Genomic DNA, 19,008 nt, shown 5'->3' with positions numbered 1-19,008 from the left:
TTATCGTTTTGCTAACAAATGTAGCGATTTTTGTAGAGAAATCCCTAAATTTGTTGTATCAATTAGTTGCTTATGAAACAATTTTACCTGCTTTCAACCCTCCTCTGCGCCCTGGCGATAAGCAATCCCGTGTCTGCACAGATCACGATCGACGAAGTCAAGACCGACCCCTCGGAAAGAATCCTCAAAAACGAAGTCCGCCCCACGACGGTCGATGCACAGAGTTATTTCAGCCGCGCCCGCTACCGTGCCGAGCGTGCCGCGATCCGCAAGGAGCGCAATACCCTCGAATTCGGCGGCGGCATACTCGGATCGGTAGCCTCGTACAGCGATTCGTGGATCGAAACTTCGGGCGGCGATAACTCGATCGGTCTGGCCGCCACGCTTTTCCTGCATCACACCTTTACCAAACAGCGCTTTACCATCGAAACCAAGTTCGATGCCAAGTTCGGCTACAACCGGATGAATATCGAAGTCGCCGGCGACGGAGGCTCTACGACCAGCGAGGCCACCTGGTACAAGAACCAGGACGAATTTCAGATTTCGACCAATCCCGCCTACATCATCAACAAGAGTTGGCAGGTCGGCTCGATCATCAAATTCCGCAGCCAGTTCGCCAACGGTTACGTGTCGCGCTCGCAGCAGACGGCCGACGATCGGAAAAGTACCTTTATGTCGCCGGGTTACCTCGACATATCGGGCGGTTTCACCTACACCTGTCCCCTCGAGCGTTTTCCGATCAAGATCAACCTCTCGCCGATCGCCCTGAGCGCCGTATTCGTCGAAAGCGCCAAGGTCCGCAGCAACAGATGGGACGACAAACCGGGCTGGCAGGCTTACGGCCTTTCGAATGCGAACAAAACCTCGAAATACGAGGGCGGTTCCTCAATCCAGATCGACTTCGACCGGACGTTCGGCAAAAAGGGCATTTTCCGCTACCGCACCACGCTCTTCTCCTTCATGGGCTGGATGTCGAATTTGAACATGAAAAACAGATATACCAGCGTCAGCGCCTACGAAAAAGCTCTCCAGGCCTGGGATGATGCACAGGGAATCGGCGATAAACCGATGCTGCAAATCCATCCGACGGTACGCTGGGAAAATACCATCGACATCAAGGCAACAAAATACCTTTCCACGACGTTCAATTTCCAGCTCTACTACAACCGGGCGCAAAACTACGACATCCAGACCCAGTTGCTGTTGAGCGTAGGACTGACCTATACGTTCAAGAACAAATAAGCGGCGGCGATCGTCACGAACGCCCCATAAAACCGACGAAAACACGATGTACCGAAACTCCCGTCTTGCGATCCTGCTCCCGATCCTGCTCGCCGCAGCCGTTGTGCTGGGGCTGCTGTTAGGACGCTATCTGGGTCGCAACACTCCCGAAGCCCAACTGCGGAACCTGGTCGAACAACTGACCCATCCGACCAACAAACTGGCCTATACGCTCTCGCTGATCGAAACGGAATACGTCGATTCGGTGTCGATGGATTCGCTCTCCGAGCAAGTGATTCCCCTGCTGATGGAGGAACTCGACCCCCACTCGGTCTATATCCCCAAATCGGAAATGGAGGCGGTGAACGAGCCGTTGCAGGGTGAGTTCGACGGCATCGGCGTGGTCTTCAACATGGCGCCCGACACGGTCATCGTACTCAATGTCATCCCTTCGGGGCCGAGCGACAAGGCCGGAGTGAAGGCCGGCGACCGCATTATCCGGATCAACGATTCGCTGGTGGCAGGACAGAAGATACCCAACAACGAAATTGTCAAACGGCTACGGGGCAAACGCGGCACACAGGTCAAGTTATCGCTCGAACGGCAGGGAATCGCAGAACCAGTCGAGGTCGAAGTGACGCGCGGCGCCATTCCGATCAAAAGCCTCGAAGCGGCCTTCATGCTGCCCGACAGCATCGGCTACATCAAACTCTCCCAGTTCGCCATCACCTCGCACAACGAGCTCATCACCGCCTTGAACAACCTCAAGGCACAAGGTATGAAGCGATTGATCTTCGACCTGCGGGGCAATCCCGGCGGTTTCCTCGACCAGGCAATCCGCATCGCCAACGAATTCCTGCCGGCCGACAAGCTGATCGTCTATACCGAAGACCGAAACCACAACCGCACGGATGAAATGAGCGACGGAAACGGCACGATCCAAGAGCTGCCCCTGGCGGTGCTGATCGACGAATTCAGCGCCTCCTCCAGCGAAATTCTGGCCGGAGCGCTGCAAGACAACGACCGGGGTACGATCATCGGACGCCGCTCGTTCGGCAAAGGACTCGTACAACGGCAGATACCCTATCCCGACGGTTCGGCCCTGCGGCTCACCGTCGCACGCTACTATACTCCCACAGGTCGCTCGATCCAAAAACCCTACACCAACGGCGATGCGCTGGGGTATGAAGAAGATCTTTGGAACCGTTACCGGCACAACGAGTTTTTCTCGGCAGACAGCATTCACTTCAACGATTCTCTGCGCAAGGTAACGCCCGGCGGCAAAGTGGTTTACGGCGGAGGAGGCATCATGCCCGACCTGTTCGTGCCGGTCGATACGACCGACGTAACCCGCTATTTCCTCGAGGTGTCGGGACGCAACATCCTCTTCCGCTATACGCTCGAATACGCCGACCGTCACCGCGACGCCCTGAACGCCGTGAAGACCATTCCGGAACTCCAGGCCCTGCTCGATGCCGACAAGGAGCTGATGAACGACTTCATCCGATACGCAGCCCGCAACGGCGTACAGCCCGACTACAAGGACATCGCCCGCTCGCGCAAGCTGATCGAAGCCCAGTTACGGGCCTACATCGGACGGAACACCCCCCTGAACGAAGCGGGATTTTACGTGAATATCTACCCGATCGACCCCGTCATGCTGCGGGCGGTCGAAGTGCTTAAAACCCAAAACGACCATGACTAAACGAATCATCGGACTGATCCTGGCCATCGCCGCTATCGCGGTAATCGTCATCGCCGCCATCCGCCACAACACCTATACTTCGATGATCGGACCGGCTGCAACCGAAATGCCCGCACCCGAAAAAACGGGGCAAAAAAAACCGGCGCCGGAAACTCTGCGGCCCGATTCGCTCACTGCGGCCAAACCCGACACGGTACGGCAAACGGGCGGCCATGCAGGGCCGGAACAGTAATCGAAAACAATCTTACGATCGGAATATTCCCGTTCGGCGGCAACGGCCGAACGCACGGGTTCGGACATGCAATCCGACTTCTGCACATTCCACGCGAAAAAGCTTCGGTCAAATTCCCGGATAGAAATCCCCGGCACAGCGAATCTGTGCCGGGGATTTCGACTCGAAGGATTTCGCTGTTTCAGCAAAACGCTACTGCTCCGTCATCGGCCCGCGAGCTACGGCCGCATCGTAGTCGGCGTTAGTAAACGTATAAGTCCATTGTCGCTGAAGCATTCCGCTCTCCTTATATTCCTCTCCCATCTCATAATTATACTCGTCACACGGATTGTACGGCGCAGTCGGATACTCCGTCGGGATGGAGAAAACACCGCCATAAGACCCGTCATCGAAAGAAATTTTCATCCCCTCTATTGTATAAGAACGTGGTGATGGCGGAAAAATAAATCCGATCATCGTTTTCGAAATACGCTCTTTCGGGAGCAAAACTTCATTTTCAAATCTGCCTATTACGGTCAATGTTATGCGGTGATCGCTTTCGTTTTGCCAAACATAATGTCCGACACTCGCCATATCAACATTTTCATCATCCTTGTCACTGCAACCAGCCATCAAAAAAGCTATCGCTATCAGAAAAAACAATCGTTTCATTATCGGAACTTTTTTAATTATTAGTTTAGTAAGAATCCTCGTTAGCAACCATACTGTACACCCTCCAAAAACGATCGATCGTTTCTGCGTCGTAACCGTGACGCCCCGCATATTGAATGATCCAGCCACCCGCTTCCCGGCTGTTTTTCGACCCGAAAGCTATTTCCTGAATCTCCCGCGCAGACGGAATACTGTTCCGGAACGCCTCCCCCTCTTCGAATGCCGGAAAATACCGTAAAAAGACCGCTAAAATATTTATGGCAGGCGGATTTATAAGTTCGAAGGAACGGGAAACACTCACACTCCTATCCAAAGATACTGAATACGCTTCCGATTTACAAACTTGCGAATGGAAATCCGCACAAAAATTCCCGCCGAAACGGTTGTTTCGGCGGGAAGCGAATCGCAACCGTTCGACTATTCTTCCGAAAACCGTTTTAATTCCGCGATCTCCTCCGCCCAACGCGATTCGTCGGGGGTTTCGAGAATCAGCGGCATATTCCGCAAAGAAGGAATTCATATTCTATATTTTTTGAAATATGCAGGGCTTTCGTTACTTTTGTCGCCAGAAATTAATGACTTCTATGGGGCGCAAATTCGCTGCGGTACTTTGCTCGACCCTCCTGCTCTCGCCGGGATGGCTCGGAGGAACGGGATTCACCCTCCTGTTCGGATTGGTGCCGCTGCTCTGGATCAGCGATTCGTACGACGCTTCCCGCCGCTCGTGGTGGAAAGTTTTCGGCTGGGCGCTCCTCACCTTCGTACTCTGGAATGTTTCTACGATCTGGTGGATCTGGCTGGCCACTCCCGTAGGCCCTTTCGCCGCGACGATCGCCTCGTCTTTCCTGAACATGGTCGCCTTCATGCTCTTCCATACGGTTTCGAAAAAGGGACCGAAGGCATTGGCCTACACGCTGCTCGTTTCAGGCTGGATCGCCACGGAGTACTGGTACACGACCGGCGACTTCTCCTGGCCCTGGCTGCTGCTGGGCAACGGATTCTCGCACGAAGTGTGGGCCGTGCAATGGTACGAATACACGGGCATCTTCGGCGGTACGCTCTGGGTGCTTCTCTCGAATATCCTGCTTTACGAGGCCTGGCGCCGTCGGCGCGACGCAAAAGCCTGGACCTGGGCCGGAGCGGTCGTACTCCTTCCGATTCTCGTTTCGCTGGGCATTTTCTGGAGTTACGAAGCACCTGACGAAGGCTCGGTCACGGTATCCGTAGTGCAGCCCAACATCGACTGTTACGACAAATTCGCTGCGGGAACGGAGCAGATGCAGGAAAGGCTGCTGCTCTCGATGATCGAAGAGGCTCCCGCAGGCTCCGACTTCATCGTACTGCCCGAAACGGTCTGGCCCTACGCCTACGACGAGCGCTATCTGCCGCAGGCTCCGGTCGTTACGAAAATAAGAGAGATCCTGCGCGAAAAATCTTCCGGTGCGATGATCGTCACAGGAGCCGAAACCATCGTCTATTATCCGCCGGAGGAACAGACGGAAACCGCCCGTCAAAACGAACGGGGAGCTTTTTACGACAAATTCAACTCGACGCTCGGCATCGACACGACCGCCTGCCTCCCGATCCACCACAAGGGCCGGCTGGTAATCGGCGTCGAAAGCACTCCGACCTGGATCTTCAAGGCCCTCAAATTCCTGGTGATCGACCTGGGCGGCACGGTGGGGCAACTCGGCGTGGGGGAACCGGGTCCGGCATTCGTTCATAACGGCGTGAGCGTGGGAACCCCGATCTGCTACGAAGGGCTCTACGGCAACTTCTACGGCGGATTCGTACGCGAGGGAGCCAGAGCCCTGCTGATCTCGTCGAACGACGGCTGGTGGGGCGACACACCCGGTCACAAACACCTCTTCTCGATCGCCCGCCTGCGGGCCGTCGAACACCGCCGGGCCATCGCCCGCAGCGCCAACACCGGCACTTCGGGATTCATCGACACGCGCGGGGACGTGCAGCAAAAGCTGGGCTGGGACCGTCGCGGCATCCTCACCGGAGAGGTCGAACTCAACAGCGAACTGACTTTTTACACCCGATACGGCGACTACCTGGGACGAATTTCGGAGCTCCTCATGGGACTCTGCATCCTCTATTACATCGCCTATCGAATCAAGAAGAAAAACCATCTGGTGAAGTAACCGGAACAGACATACGACCGCTAACAAGACCCGCATAAATCCGAAGGGGGCCGGAACTTTTGCATTATGAATTACAACCAAACGCTCGAATTCCTATTTTCATCGCTCGTTTCGTACCAGGAGAAGGGGCCCGAAGCCTATAAACCCGGACTGGAACGCATCACCGCATTCTGCAAGCACCTGGGCAATCCCCAGCGCAACTATTTCACGATCCACGTGGCCGGCACCAACGGCAAAGGCTCCGTGTCGCACATGCTCGCCTCGGTACTCCAGCAGGCGGGCTACCGCACGGGGCTCTACACCTCGCCTCACCTGCGCGATTTCCGCGAACGGATCCTCGTGGACGGAGAGATGATCCCCAAGCAGAAAGTCGTGAACTTCGTGGACAAACACTACGACTGCATGAAGGAGCTCGGACTCTCGTTCTTCGAGATGTCCACGGCCCTCGCCTTCGACTACTTCGACCAGAGCGACGTCGAGGTCGCCGTCATCGAAACGGGACTGGGCGGACGGTTGGACGCCACCAACCTCATCATCCCGATCGTGAGCGTCATCACCAACATCGGACTCGACCACATGGCCCTGCTGGGCGACACGCTTCCCAAAATCGCAGCCGAGAAAGCGGGAATCATCAAAAAAAGCATCCCGGTCGTGATCGGCGAGAAGAGCGACGAATACAACCACGTCTTCGACCAGGCGGCAACGGCCATGATGTCCAAAATCGTCTATGCCGAAAACGATTTCGCGTGCATCAACCATTCGACGGAAGGGGATTTCCAGAAATTCAGCATCCAGCGCCACCGCGACAACAAAGTTTTCAACCTGGAACTGGACCTTACGGGCAATTACCAGGTACACAACATACTGACGGCAATCGCCGTCATCGACCTGCTGCACCAGGAAACCCCGCTGACGATCAGCCTGCGCGCGCTCACGGAAGGCATGCGCACCGTCGCTTCGGGCACGGCCCTGCAAGGCCGGTGGCAGAAGCTCGGCGACAAACCTCTCACGATCTGCGATACGGGACACAACGCCCACGGCATCCGCTACGTTGCGGAACAGTTGGCCGCAACCCCCCACCGCGACCTCTACTGCGTACTGGGATTCGTCAATGACAAAGACCTATCGAGCGTACTGCCTCTGTTTCCCAAAGAGGCCCGTTATATCTTCACGCAGCCCGGCAACGAACGGGCGCTTCCGGCCGGCAAGCTGGCTGAAAAAGCGGCTGCATACGGTCTTCGGGGCGAAGTGGCCGACACGGTGAGCGGGGCATTGGCCCGGGCGCGGGAGATGGCCTCGGAGGAGGACATGATCTTCATCGGAGGCAGCAATTTCGTCGTCGCCGAAGTGCTCGAATAAACCCTAAGTCACCTTTGGCGAAAGCCATTACCTAAAAGCCGGAAGGAAACATTTCCTTCCGGCTTTTCAATCGTGGCCGGCACTGCCGACCCGGCTGCAAAAACTCTTGCGGCATAGCTGTCGCGCCTTCGTCCGCCTCTTCCCGGCCGGCCTTCTCTTGTTTCACGGCTTCGGCAAAACAACCGCCCGTCCCGCACCAGCCGACCGGAAATACCGGACTTTAAGCCTCACCGATCTTGGGACCTCCGCCCAGCGGAAAATCGCCGGGAGAATGGCGCTGCGGAGCCGGTATTTCGATTTTTCCCACATTGCTTTCATAGCGGGTAATGTTCTCCTGCAGGGAGAGCAGCAGGCGCTTGGCATGTTCCGGGGTCAGGATCACACGACTCTTGACTTTGGCCTTCGGCACACCGGGAAGGACCGTCGCAAAGTCGATGATAAATTCCGAAACCGAATGCGCGATGATCGCCAGATTGATGTAATTACCCTGAGCTACGTCCTCGCCCAGATCTATCTCCATTTTTTGATTCTCTGCCATAGTATTGAATTTTTAACGTGTATGGACAAAATTATCCATTTTTCGATCCCTCTCCCGACCCGAGAAGGCAAAGTTATGGAGAACTTATCAACATTATAGAACAACGATTCTCCTTTCGACCCTCTTTTCCGCCCTTTTTCCGAAACCGGGCCGAATTTTAAGTTAGTTTTCGTATCTTTGCGAAGAAAACCTGCAAGAAAGAGCATGTATCTGGAAATCATCGAGATTTTGCTGCGCGGATTCTGCGTCGGCGTCGCCGCGTCGATCACGGTAGGACCGGTGGCCGTTCTGTGCATCCAGCGGACCCTCAGCAAAAGCCGCCGCTCGGGGATCGTGTCGGGGCTCGGTGTAGCCGCTGCCGATACGCTGATGGCGATGATCGCTTACTTCTGCTACTCGATGCTCCAGGCTCAAATCGACCAGTACAACCAGTTGCTGCGTGTGGTCGCCGGCATCTTCGTAGTCATCGTAGGCGTCTATATCTTCTTTCAGAACCCGGTACCGCAGATCCGCCGCAACCGGGCCGGCAAGACCAGCCTTACACAGGACTTCGCTTCGATTTTTGGCCTTACGATCGCCAATTTCGTGCTGGTCATTCCCTATATCCTGACTTTCTTCGCGGTTTTCAAAATTTCGACGATCGAAACCTTCGACGTCGCCGGCCTGGGACGGGGATTTCTCGTCATCGTAGGATTCTTCGGAGGCGCTATCCTCTGGTGGACCTCCCTGGCTTTCCTGATCAACCTTTTCCGGCGCCGCTTCCGTCCCCGCCACATGCTCACGATCAACCATGTGGCCGGCATTATTATCGGAGTACTCGGCGTCTATACGATTTTATCCACCTTCTTCAACCTCATCCCCCATGGAATGCTCCAAGCCTAAAAAGATCATCATAGCCATCGACGGATTCTCCTCGTGCGGCAAAAGCACCTTCGCCAAAACCATCGCAGCCAAGCTGGGATATATCTTCATCGACACGGGGGCCATGTACCGCGCCGTAACGCTCTATGCGCTCGAACACGGCGCCATCGTTTCGGGCATCGTGGACGAAGAGAAGGTGATCGCCCTGCTCGACGACATCTCGATCGACTTCCGCTTCAACCCCGAACGGGGCGCGAGCGACATCTACGTCAATGGCGACCGGGCGGAGGGACGCATCCGCACGATCGAAGTGAGCAACTGCGTGAGCCGCGTCAGCTCGATCCGCCAGGTACGCGAAAAACTCGTGGCTATGCAGCAGGCGATGGGTCGCCAGCGGGGCGTGGTCATGGACGGACGCGACATCGGCACGGTGGTATTCCCCAATGCCGAAATGAAAATCTTCATGACGGCCGATCCCGAAGTCAGGGCCCGGCGCCGCTACGACGAACTGCTGGCCAAAGGCGACTCCGTATCGCTCGAGGAGATCCGGGCCAACATCGTCGCACGCGACAAGGCCGACATGACACGCGCGATCTCGCCGCTGCGCCAGGCCGACGACGCCGTAGTGCTGGACAACAGCCACATGACCGTCGAAGAGCAAATGACCTGGTTCATGGAGCGTTTCGATAGGATAGCTTGCGGCCGATAACCGCATCGCATAAAATACAATAACGAACAACCTCGGCTATGAGAGTCGAAATCGACAGCCATTCCGGTTTTTGCTTCGGAGTCGTGAGAGCGATCTCCCGCGCGGAAGAGGCTCTGCAGGAGCAGGGCGAGGTCTTCTCGCTGGGGGACATCGTACACAACCGCGTCGAAGTGCAGCGGCTCGAACGGCTCGGCATGCACACGGTGACCCACGATCAGATGCCGGAACTGGGAGGACGGAGCCTCTTCATCCGGGCGCACGGCGAACCTCCTTCGACCTACCGGCTGGCGGAAGAGCTGGGCATCGAGCTGATCGACGCGACCTGCCCGGTCGTGGCCAAACTCCAACGGCGCGTCGTCGAAGCACACGAAAAGATGCGGCAGGTCGGAGGGCAGGTCGTGATACTCGGCAAGCGGGGACATGCCGAAGTGATCGGACTCACCGGGCAGGTCGAAGCTCCCACGCTGGTCGTCGAAACAGAGGAAGACCTCGACCAGATCGACTTCACACGTCCGATCTATTTCCTTTCGCAGACCACGCAAAGCATCTCCCTGTTCCAGCACCTGTGCGACCGGATGCGCAGCCGGGCCACCGACCCTGCGCAGGTCTTCGCCCACGACACGATCTGCCGCCAGGTATCCAATCGCGAAAGTCACCTCGAGGAGTTCGCAGGGCGATTCGACGTAATTATCTTCGTCTGCGGCCGCAAGTCGAGCAACGGCAGGGTCCTTTTCGAAGTGTGTCGCCGGGCCAATCCCCGCAGCTATAACGTCGAAGAGGCTTCGGAGCTGCGTCCCGAATGGTTCGAAGGAGCCGAATCCGTCGGTATCTGCGGTGCTACGTCCACCCCCAAGTGGCTGATGCAGGAGGTGGCCGATGCGGTCGCCGGGCAGAAGCCGTGAAACAAAAAATCCGAAATACGGACGCAAAGCGCCGGCACGTGCCTCCGTATCGGAAACAGACAAGAAATTCAACCTTATAAAAACGATAACGACCATGAAGTACCTGATCCGTTCCGTAAAATATTTTATCGCGCTCTGCGTTCTATATCTGATTATCATGGCGCTGATGCTGCTCACGAATACCTCGGTGCTGACCCCTTCGGAAACCTTCTCGGCTCTCGTCCGCTCCACACGCGGGCAGGTGCTGATCGTCGCGGTGGTGCTCCTCTCGGCCCTGTACCCCAAGTTCGGCTTCATCCGCCGGCAGGAGATCGGCAGCCTGCGCAAGAACCGCGAACAGATCCTCAATGCCTTCGTTTCGGAGGGCTTCAAGCCGGTCCGGGAATCCGAACACGAAATGGTGTTCCGGGCAGACTCCCTCTTCAAGCGGCTCACGCTCCTTTTCGAAGATGAAATCCGAGTCACCCAGACCGGGGAATGGATCACGATCGAAGGTATTCGCCGGGGTGTAGCCCGGGTTTATTACCGCCTGCAGTCCTATCTCGAAAGAACACGCAATGAAAATGAATAAGAAACGTCCCATACTTCGCCGCGCGGCGATTCCTGCGGTCCTCGCCCTGCTTTGCACGCTCTTCTGGTTCGGCAAGCCCAACGATTTCGGGCTGGGCCGAAACATGGAGCTACTGGTCAATATGATGCGGGAGCTTTCGCTCTTCTACGTCGATGAAGTCGATCCCGACCAACTAATGCAGGATGCCGCCGAAGGCATGACCCGCAACCTCGACCCCTACACCGAATTTCTGCCCGAAGAGCAGATGTCGAACTTCGACCTGCTCACCACGGGCAAGTACGGAGGCATCGGTTCGATGATCCGCAAGAAAGGCGATTACGTAATTTTCGCACAGCCCTACGAAGGCTCCCCGGCCGACCGGGCCGGCATCCGCATCGGCGACAAGATCCTCTCGATCGAAGGCGAGGACACCAAGGGTTGGGACCCCGCACAGATAAGTTCCGCCCTGAAAGGCACGCCCAACACCACCGTCCGAATCGTCATCGAACGGCTGATCGGCGGCGAGCACGACACTCTCACTCTGACGCGCGAACGGGTAGCCATTCCCAGCGTCCCCTACGCCGGGTTCGTCGCAAAAGGGATCGGATATATCCAGCACAGCGACTTCACCGAAGGATCGTACGAAGAGATGCGCACCGCGATCGAGAAACTCCGCACACAGGATACCCTGCGGGGATTGATCCTCGACTACCGGGGCAACGGAGGCGGCATTCTGCAGGAAGCCGTCAAGATCGTTTCTATGTTCGTTCCCAAAGGTACGGAGGTGGTCCGCACCAAGGGACGGGCCGCTACGCAGGAGAATGTCTTCCGCACCGCGAACGATCCGATCCTGCCCGATCTGCCGTTGGCCGTGCTGATCAACGGCAATTCGGCTTCGGCGGCCGAGATCGTCGCCGGCTCGCTCCAGGATCTCGACCGGGCCGTACTGATCGGACAGAAGAGCTTCGGAAAGGGCCTCGTGCAGACGACCCGTCCGCTGGGATACAATACCCTGCTGAAACTCACGACCGCCAAATACTACATTCCCTCGGGGCGCTGCATCCAGGCTATCGATTACTCCTCGCGCAAGCAGGACGGCACGGTCGGCAAGGTAGCCGATTCGCTCGTACGGGAATTTACGACCCGCGGCGGCCGCAAAGTCTATGACGGCGGCGGCATTTCGCCCGACATAGCCACCGAGCCTCAGTACATCAGCCGTTTCGCCGTTACTCTGCTGGCTATGGGATTCATCGAGGATTTCGTGGACGAATACATGCAGGAACACCACACCGACACGATCGACAACCGCACGTTCTCGATCACCGATGCGGACTACGACGCCTTCGTCAAATTTATGGAAGGCAAGGAAGTCCCCTACGAATCGGAAACCCGCCGGGTGCTCAAGGTCCTGAAGGAAGCGGCCGAAAACGACCTTTACAGCGACCTGGCCCAGGAAATCACAGCGATCGAGGGCGACCTGAAAGACGACACGCAGACCAATCTGCATACCTATCGGAAAGAGATCGCCGAAACGATCAACAACGACATCGTTCTGCGTCACAGCTATCAGGCCGGCGTGATCGAACATAACCTGGGTGACGACACCGAGGTTCTCCGGGCTACCGAAGTGTTGGAAAATCCGACGGAATACCAAGAAATCACGACCATGCAGACGTCCGAAAAGAAATAACCGGCTATGCTCAAACTGGGGCGCAAAATACTCTCGTTCCGCAAGCGGATCGTAGCCATCGTCGTCGGAGTGACGATGGTGACGCTGTCCCTGCTGTTCACCAACGACATGGCCCGCCGCCTGCGGGAGAAGGAACAGCACGAAGTGGCCCTCTGGGTACACGCCATGGAGCGCGTGATGAGCGACTCGAGTAACGACCCCTTCGTCCAAGACATCCTGAGTCAGCGCAACAACATCCCCTTCATCATCACCAATCAGAACCTGAAGGTATTGCACTCGCATCTCATTCCCGAAGAGATCATCAACCATCCCGACCGCCTGCGCAAGAAGATCAACCAGCTCACCGAAGAGAACACCCCGATCACGATCCAATACTACTGGGGCAAAGACCACAAACACATCATATTCTTCGGCCAGTCCCGGCTGCTCAAGACCCTCTACTGGTTCCCCTACATCCAGCTCTCCGTCATTGCGATCTTCATCCTGCTGGGTTTCATCGCTTTCCGCTCGACCAAGCAGGACGAGCAGAACCGCGTATGGATCGGACTGGCCAAAGAAACGGCGCACCAACTGGGCACCCCCACCTCCTCGCTGCTGGGATGGATCGAATACCTGCGCACGCAGCCCGTCGATCAGGGTGCCGTCGAAGAGATGAACAAGGACTTGAGCCACCTGATGAAGATCGTGGACCGCTTCTCGAAAATCGGTTCCGAAACTCCGCTCACCCCCGAGAATATCAACGAAATAGTAAGCGGATCGGTGATGTATTTCCGCACGCGGGCACCCCGCAACGTAGTGATCGACTATAACGGGCTGGCTATCGCGCCGGTCAAAGCCCAGATCAACACCGCGTTGTTCGAATGGGTCGTGGAGAACCTCATCAAAAACTCGCTCGACGCCTTGCAGGGTCACGGCCGGATCGACGTAGAGATCTCCTCCGACGACAAACACGTGATGATCGACATCAAAGATACGGGCAAAGGAATCCCCAAAAGCAACTGGAAACGGATCTTCGAACCGGGCTTCACGACCAAAACCCGGGGATGGGGCCTCGGACTCTCCCTTTCCCGCCGCGTGATCGAAGAGTATCACCAGGGCCGGATCGGCGTCGTTTACTCCGAACTGGGCAAAGGCACCGATATCCGCATTACCCTTAAACGCTACTTCGACTGATGGCCCTGCAACCCGAAATACGCACGGATTCGCTGGCAGGGCAACTGTCCGACAGCCTGCCGACAACCGAAACGGCCCTTCGGGAATCCATCTTCCGGCTGCGGGATTCGCTGGCGACGATTCCCCCCGACACCCTGCAGGCGACACCCCCCGTCACGGCCGAAGAGCTGTTCGGAGCCGGTTCGACACTCGCGATCGAACCGTTTCCGACGCAATCCGTCCGTCCCATATACGAATCGGCCCCTTTCCAAGGGATCGTACTGGCCCTGGTTTTCGCTTATCTGGTCATCATCTACCATAACCTGCGGGAAGTTTATATCCTCTGTCGGAAATTGAGTCTCGACCGGTCGAAGCCGGGACGCATGACCGACACGCAGGGCAGCACCTACACCCGGTTCCTGTGGGCGGCCATCGGAATAGGACTTCCCATGCTGGCTCTACTGACCTTGAGACTGACGGACCGTTGGTTCCCCATCCCCGAGGTCGTCCCCGAAGCCTGGATCCCGGTACTGGGACTGCTCGCTACGGTCGGCCTGGCCGTTCTCCTGCTTTTCCAGGTAGGACTGCTCCGGATCACGGGTTACGTCACCCTCTCCCGACCGATCACAGATCAGCTTGTAGCGCTAAAATTCAACTATTTAGCACTTTCTGTCGTCTTTCTGTGCCCGTTGATCCTACTCTTCCTGCTGGCTTCGCCCGACACCGGGCATATCCTCTCTTTCGGCATCCTCATCCTCGGCGGAGCACTGCTGTTGCTCTACCTGAAAGAGTCGCTCATGCTCTTTCTCTCGAAAAAAATTTCGATTTTGCATTGGTTTTTGTACCTTTGTGCCGTCGAAATTTTTCCCGTGAGCTTCGTGTGGCTCTCGCTGACAAGAATTTGATAACCCGATAAAACCGTTCTGAATTTGAAAGCCCATAGAGTATTGGTTTCACAGCCCCGTCCGGCCGTGGTCGAAAAATCTCCTTTCTACGAATTATCCCAGAAACACAAGGCTGAAATCGAATATATGCCGTTCATCCGCGTAGTAGGGGTATCGCTCAAGGAATTCCGAAGCCAGCGTGTTGAAATACTGGCTCATACGGCCGTCATCTTCACTTCGCGCACGACAGTCGATAGTTTTTTCCACATTTGCGAAGAGGCCCGGATTACGGTTCCCGAAACCATGAAATACATCTGCCAGACGGAAGCCGTAGCGCTCTACCTGCAAAAATACATCGTATATCGCAAACGCAAAATTTCTTTCGCCGACGGCAGTTTCACCAACTTCATCGAGCTGATAATAAAGCACAAGGAAGAAAAATTCATGCTGGCATTGAGCGAACCCCATAAACCCGAACTGCCGGAAACGCTCGCCAAGTTGAAATTACAGTTCTCTCCGGTGATTCTGGCCCGCACAGTCGCCGCCGACCTGAACGATTTGGACATCAAGAAATTCGATCTGCTGGCCCTCTATTCGCCATCGGACGTCAAGGCCATTCTCGAACGCTTCCCCGCCGAGGAGCTGCCCGCAGTCGCCACTTTCGGCGAAGGCACGCTGCGTGCTGCGGTCGATGTCGGCATCAAGGTCAAAGCCATGGCTCCGACCCCTACGGTCCCTTCGATGGCCAAAGCCGTCGATATTTACCTCACGAAACTGGCGAAAGGCGAACAGATCGAAGATGTCGCCGTCACGCACGACGCCGACAAAGAGGAGTTCATCCGAACCCAACAGCATAAGTTAGCCAAGAAAAGCCGTACCCGGCGCACGACTCCGGCGGAGAAGAAATAACGGAACGGCTCCGTGCGACCATCACCGGTTCAAAGTGCGATTCCGAAGGATTCCATCCGGCAAACAAGAAGCGGACGACGCTATTTCCGTCGCGATTTCGCCGACACCGACCGAAAACGGCATTAAAACCGCATACAGTTACCTGTTTCAGCTATGACAGACCGTTCGCTTCCCCGTCAGGAAAGGCTTCGTTCGTTCGGGGCCATCCGCCGCCTGTTCGAAAGCGGGGAGAGCGGATTCGTCTATCCGCTGCGCTACGTCTGGATCGCCGAAGCGGACGAAATTCCTTCGGTCGAAGTACTCTTTTCGGTTCCCAAGAAGTTTCAGAAACGGGCCAACAAGCGCAATCTGCAGCGTCGTCGTATGAAGGAGGCTTACCGGCTCAACAAAGAGATCTTCGACCGGGAGGGAAATCCCGTCGCACTGGATCTCGCCCTGATCTATTCATCCAAAGAGCTCACCCCCTACCGGGTCATAGAACATGCCGTACAGAAAATCATGGAACAAATTATGGCGAGGCTTTAGGCGGGTCTGCACGCTGCCGCTGATCGTGCTGGTAAAGTTCTATCAACGCTGCATATCGCCCTTCACTCCCGCTTCGTGCCGCTACACGCCGACCTGTTCCCAATACGCGCTCGAAGCGCTGCGCAAGTACGGTCCCCTGAAAGGAACGTGGCTTACGCTCAAAAGACTCTCGCGCTGTCATCCCTGGGGCGGCAGCGGATACGACCCCGTACCCTAATAAAGGTCGGCGGACTTTTTCGTATCCGACCCTGCATCCCGAAATCCGAGCGGATCGCAGGGTTCGTTATTCCGGTTATTTCCCGAAACCGGCCGTTCGTCGATAAAATTCCCCTCTTCGTCTATTTCAATTGCACGCACGGAAAGCCGTCGTTAGTTTTGCGTCAAAACCAAAACCATGAAACGACTCCTGCCGATACTGCTTTGCTCCCTTCTTCTGTCGGGGCTACGGAATGCAACCGCACAGGAAGCGTCCAAAACATGGACCTTGCAGGAGTGTCTGGACTACGCTTACCAGAACAACATCCAGGTACGGCAAAGCCGCAACAACCAACTTTCGGGCATCGAGGATACCAAACAGGCGAAAGCCGCCCTCTTTCCGTCGCTGGTGGCATCGACCACGCAAAGTTACACGAACTACCCTTCGTCCGAAGTCACGGACAACAACAGTTATACGGGGACCTACGGCATAACGGCGGGAATGACGATCTTCGAAGGTGGCAAGCTCCGTACGGAAGTCAAGAGGCAGAAAGTCCAGAATCAAATGGATGCTCTCTCGGTCGAGGAATCCGTGAACGACATCCGCATCGCCATCGTACAGGCTTACATGCAGTGCCTTTACGCCGCCGACGCCGTGCGAATCAACCGCAGCACGGCCGAAGCCTCGAAGGCCCAGCGCGACCGGGCCGAAGAGATGCTGCGCACGGGCTCGATCAGCCGCGTGGATTTCGCCCAGCTCCAAAGCCAATATTCGAGCGACGAATACCAGATAGTCGTAGCCGGCTCGACACTGGACAACTATAAACTGCAACTCAAGCAACTGCTTGAATTAGATATTATGGAAGAGATGAATCCGGCCGTGCCGGGGGTTAAAGAAGAGAACGTGCTGAAGGCTTTGCCGCCCAAAAACGAAGTGTATGAAACGGCTCTGAAAGTCATGCCTCAGATCCGTAGGGGAGAGTTGGGCATCGAGGCGGCGAAGCTGGAAGAAAAAAGCGCACGTGCCGGATTCTTCCCTTCCATATCCCTATCCGCCAGCGTGGGAACGGGACATATGTCGAACAACGACTTCGAAAGCGGCAGCCAGATATGGAACCGCTTCAACGAAAACGTAGGGCTCACGCTCAACATCCCGATTTTCTCGAACCGTAAGAACCGCACGGCCGTCAATAAGGCGAAAATCGCCCTCAACGACAGCTATCTGGAGTGGACATCGCTGCAAAAAGAGCTGTTACGGAACGTGGAATCGGCCTACCTGGACGCCGTATCGGCCCAGGCCCAGTATCTCTCGGCCCGCGAAAAGGAGAAATACGCCCGGGAGAGTTACGAGCTGACCAGCGAACAGTTCCGCGTCGGAGTGAAAAACACCGTCGAGCTGATCACGGCCCAAAACGAATATTCGGCAGCACAGCAACAGGTCCTGCAAGCCAAATATCTCACCCTGCTGAGTATCGAACTGCTCAACATCTATCAGGGGCTTCCTGCGAGCGACATTTACTAATCCGCACAAGCGGGTTCCGCCAAGCGGGGCCGCACCGGATAAATCGATAATCGAAGATATGAAAAAACGGAATCTGCTCATAGCGGCGGGCGTAGTAGCCGCAGGCGTCTGCATCTGGCTGATCGCACGCCCCTCGAAAGGGCCGAAAGTCCTGCTCGAAACCGCCCCCATAAGCCATATCACCATCCGCAACTCGGTGACGGCGACCGGAACGGTCGAGCCGGTTACGCAGGTCGAGGTCGGCACGCAGGTATCGGGCATCATCGACAAGCTCTATGCCGACTACAACGACCAGGTGAAAGCCGGACAACTGATCGCCGAAATGGACAAGGTGACCCTACAGGCCGAACTCGAATCGGCTCAGGCACAACTCGCCAGCAGCAAAACCGAATACGAATACCAGACCAAGAACTACGCCCGCACCAAGACCCTGCATGAAAAACAACTGGTGAGCGATGCAGAGTACGACCAGGCTTTTTACCTCTACGAAACGGCCCGCAACGCCTACGAGCAGAGCCAGGCGGCAATGGTCAAGGTAAAGCGCAACCTGGGTTATGCGACCATCACCTCGCCGATCGACGGCGTGGTCATCAGCCGTGCCGTCGAAGAGGGCCAGACGGTGGCTGCCGGATTCGAAACCCCGACGCTCTTCACCATCGCCAACGACTTGACACAGATGCAGGTCGTGGCCGATGTGGACGAAGCCGACATCGGCCAGGTCGCCGACGGCCAGCGGGTACAGTTCTCCGTAGATGCCTATCCGGACGACACGTTCGAGGGGACGGTCCTCCAGGTACGGCTCGAAGCCACGACCGAATCGAACGTGGTCACCTACGAAGTGGTCATCGACGCTCCGAATCCCGACCTGAAACTCAAACCGGGACTTACGGCCAACGTGACGATCTTCACGCTCGAAAAAGACGACGCAACAGCCGTCCCGACCAAAGCCCTGCGCTTCGTTCCCAATGCGGAACTGTTGGGAGAGATCGGATTGACCGCAGTCGAAACGGACAGTCAGGCGGCTCCGGGAAGCAGGGAACTGTGGGTGAAGGAGGGAACGACGCTCCGCCCCCGCCGGGTATATGCAGGCGCTGCCAGCGGCGACATGACCGAAATCACCGAAGGGCTCACGGGCAGCGAGGAGATCGTTACCGGACTGGTAACGGCCAAGCCCCGCGAGGAGACTGCCGCCATCGAGCGCAGCCCCTTCATGCCGGGACCTCCGGGAAGCAACGACAAGAAAAAATAGCGAA

The 19,008-nt window shown here is 56.4% G+C and carries 20 protein-coding genes; 17 read left to right on the top strand and 3 right to left on the bottom strand.

The annotated features are described in order from the left end of the window. Positions 1-72: 72 nt before the first annotated feature. The 3 genes from ALIPUT_RS03360 to ALIPUT_RS03350 are packed head-to-tail and all read left to right on the top strand — an operon-like array spanning position 73 to position 3,158. Entirely contained in the window at positions 73-1,242 is a 1,170-nt protein-coding gene (locus tag ALIPUT_RS03360) for a DUF3078 domain-containing protein (RefSeq protein WP_004328284.1), read from the top strand. A gap of 46 nt (positions 1,243-1,288) precedes the next feature. Then, positions 1,289-2,926, top strand: coding sequence for a S41 family peptidase (locus ALIPUT_RS03355; protein WP_004328283.1), 1,638 nt, complete (start codon positions 1,289-1,291; stop codon positions 2,924-2,926). After that, the gene (locus ALIPUT_RS03350) at positions 2,919-3,158 is read left to right on the top strand and encodes a hypothetical protein (protein WP_004328282.1); all 240 of its coding nucleotides are present in this window, start codon (positions 2,919-2,921) and stop codon (positions 3,156-3,158) included. Before ALIPUT_RS03355 ends, ALIPUT_RS03350 begins: the two co-directional genes overlap by 8 nt. 192 nt (positions 3,159-3,350) lie before the next feature. Here the strand turns inward: ALIPUT_RS03350 and ALIPUT_RS03345 are convergent, their stop codons facing one another. Both ALIPUT_RS03345 and ALIPUT_RS12700 read right to left on the bottom strand, forming a co-directional pair. Beyond that, positions 3,351-3,809 (bottom strand): hypothetical protein, encoded by a 459-nt coding sequence (locus tag ALIPUT_RS03345; protein WP_004328281.1) that lies wholly within the window; start codon positions 3,807-3,809, stop codon positions 3,351-3,353. A gap of 25 nt (positions 3,810-3,834) precedes the next feature. Continuing rightward, on the bottom strand, positions 3,835-4,329 hold the full coding sequence (locus tag ALIPUT_RS12700; protein ID WP_004328280.1) for a hypothetical protein: 495 nt from the start codon (positions 4,327-4,329) through the stop codon (positions 3,835-3,837). Positions 4,330-4,393: 64 nt separating this feature from the next. On the opposite strand from ALIPUT_RS12700, the gene lnt reads away from it, so the two are divergent. Both lnt and ALIPUT_RS03330 read left to right on the top strand, forming a co-directional pair. Further along, positions 4,394-5,959: an apolipoprotein N-acyltransferase gene (gene lnt, locus ALIPUT_RS03335; RefSeq protein ID WP_040293156.1), complete on the top strand. Its 1,566-nt coding sequence runs from the start codon at positions 4,394-4,396 to the stop codon at positions 5,957-5,959. 66 nt (positions 5,960-6,025) lie between these two features. After that, positions 6,026-7,318, top strand: coding sequence for a bifunctional folylpolyglutamate synthase/dihydrofolate synthase (locus ALIPUT_RS03330; protein ID WP_004328277.1), 1,293 nt, complete (start codon positions 6,026-6,028; stop codon positions 7,316-7,318). A gap of 220 nt (positions 7,319-7,538) precedes the next feature. On the opposite strand, the gene ALIPUT_RS03325 is transcribed toward ALIPUT_RS03330, so the two are convergent. Further along, on the bottom strand, positions 7,539-7,856 hold the full coding sequence (locus ALIPUT_RS03325; protein ID WP_004328276.1) for a DUF3467 domain-containing protein: 318 nt from the start codon (positions 7,854-7,856) through the stop codon (positions 7,539-7,541). A gap of 204 nt (positions 7,857-8,060) precedes the next feature. Here ALIPUT_RS03325 and ALIPUT_RS03320 point away from each other — a divergent pair, with 204 nt between their 5' ends. The 12 genes from ALIPUT_RS03320 (at position 8,061) to ALIPUT_RS03270 (ending at position 19,004) form a co-directional block, all read left to right on the top strand. Beyond that, entirely contained in the window at positions 8,061-8,738 is a 678-nt protein-coding gene (locus tag ALIPUT_RS03320) for a LysE family translocator (RefSeq protein ID WP_004328274.1), read from the top strand. Continuing rightward, positions 8,719-9,426 (top strand): (d)CMP kinase, encoded by a 708-nt coding sequence (gene cmk / locus ALIPUT_RS03315; RefSeq protein WP_004328273.1) that lies wholly within the window; start codon positions 8,719-8,721, stop codon positions 9,424-9,426. The genes ALIPUT_RS03320 and cmk overlap by 20 nt, the downstream gene beginning before the upstream one ends. 38 nt (positions 9,427-9,464) lie before the next feature. Then, positions 9,465-10,328 (top strand): 4-hydroxy-3-methylbut-2-enyl diphosphate reductase, encoded by an 864-nt coding sequence (locus ALIPUT_RS03310; RefSeq protein ID WP_004328272.1) that lies wholly within the window; start codon positions 9,465-9,467, stop codon positions 10,326-10,328. Between the two features lie 94 nt (positions 10,329-10,422). Continuing rightward, a complete protein-coding gene (locus ALIPUT_RS03305) occupies positions 10,423-10,899 on the top strand; it encodes a hypothetical protein (protein WP_040293155.1) in 477 nt (158 codons plus the stop codon). Continuing rightward, positions 10,886-12,568, top strand: coding sequence for a S41 family peptidase (locus tag ALIPUT_RS03300; protein WP_004328270.1), 1,683 nt, complete (start codon positions 10,886-10,888; stop codon positions 12,566-12,568). The genes ALIPUT_RS03305 and ALIPUT_RS03300 overlap by 14 nt, the downstream gene beginning before the upstream one ends. Before the next feature lie 6 nt (positions 12,569-12,574). Beyond that, positions 12,575-13,741 (top strand): sensor histidine kinase, encoded by a 1,167-nt coding sequence (locus ALIPUT_RS03295; RefSeq protein WP_004328269.1) that lies wholly within the window; start codon positions 12,575-12,577, stop codon positions 13,739-13,741. Then, the gene (locus ALIPUT_RS03290; protein WP_004328268.1) at positions 13,741-14,625 is read left to right on the top strand and encodes a DUF4271 domain-containing protein; all 885 of its coding nucleotides are present in this window, start codon (positions 13,741-13,743) and stop codon (positions 14,623-14,625) included. The genes ALIPUT_RS03295 and ALIPUT_RS03290 overlap by 1 nt, the downstream gene beginning before the upstream one ends. 24 nt (positions 14,626-14,649) lie before the next feature. Next, positions 14,650-15,513, top strand: a complete 864-nt coding sequence (locus tag ALIPUT_RS03285; protein ID WP_040293154.1) for a uroporphyrinogen-III synthase — start codon at positions 14,650-14,652, stop codon at positions 15,511-15,513. Between the two features lie 153 nt (positions 15,514-15,666). After that, entirely contained in the window at positions 15,667-16,038 is a 372-nt protein-coding gene (locus ALIPUT_RS03280; RefSeq protein ID WP_004328263.1) for a ribonuclease P protein component, read from the top strand. Next, on the top strand, positions 15,995-16,255 hold the full coding sequence (gene yidD, locus ALIPUT_RS12340) for a membrane protein insertion efficiency factor YidD (protein ID WP_022460152.1): 261 nt from the start codon (positions 15,995-15,997) through the stop codon (positions 16,253-16,255). The genes ALIPUT_RS03280 and yidD overlap by 44 nt, the downstream gene beginning before the upstream one ends. A gap of 177 nt (positions 16,256-16,432) precedes the next feature. Beyond that, on the top strand, positions 16,433-17,755 hold the full coding sequence (locus tag ALIPUT_RS03275) for a TolC family protein (RefSeq protein WP_004328259.1): 1,323 nt from the start codon (positions 16,433-16,435) through the stop codon (positions 17,753-17,755). 58 nt (positions 17,756-17,813) lie between these two features. Beyond that, a complete protein-coding gene (locus tag ALIPUT_RS03270; protein ID WP_004328258.1) occupies positions 17,814-19,004 on the top strand; it encodes an efflux RND transporter periplasmic adaptor subunit in 1,191 nt (396 codons plus the stop codon). Positions 19,005-19,008 lie beyond the last annotated feature (4 nt).

The sequence above is a fragment of the Alistipes putredinis DSM 17216 genome, assembly GCF_000154465.1.
Taxonomy (GTDB): Bacteria; Bacteroidota; Bacteroidia; order Bacteroidales; family Rikenellaceae; genus Alistipes; species Alistipes putredinis.
Note: the sequence above shows the minus strand (reverse complement) of the source record. Positions and strands in the feature narration are given on the sequence as shown.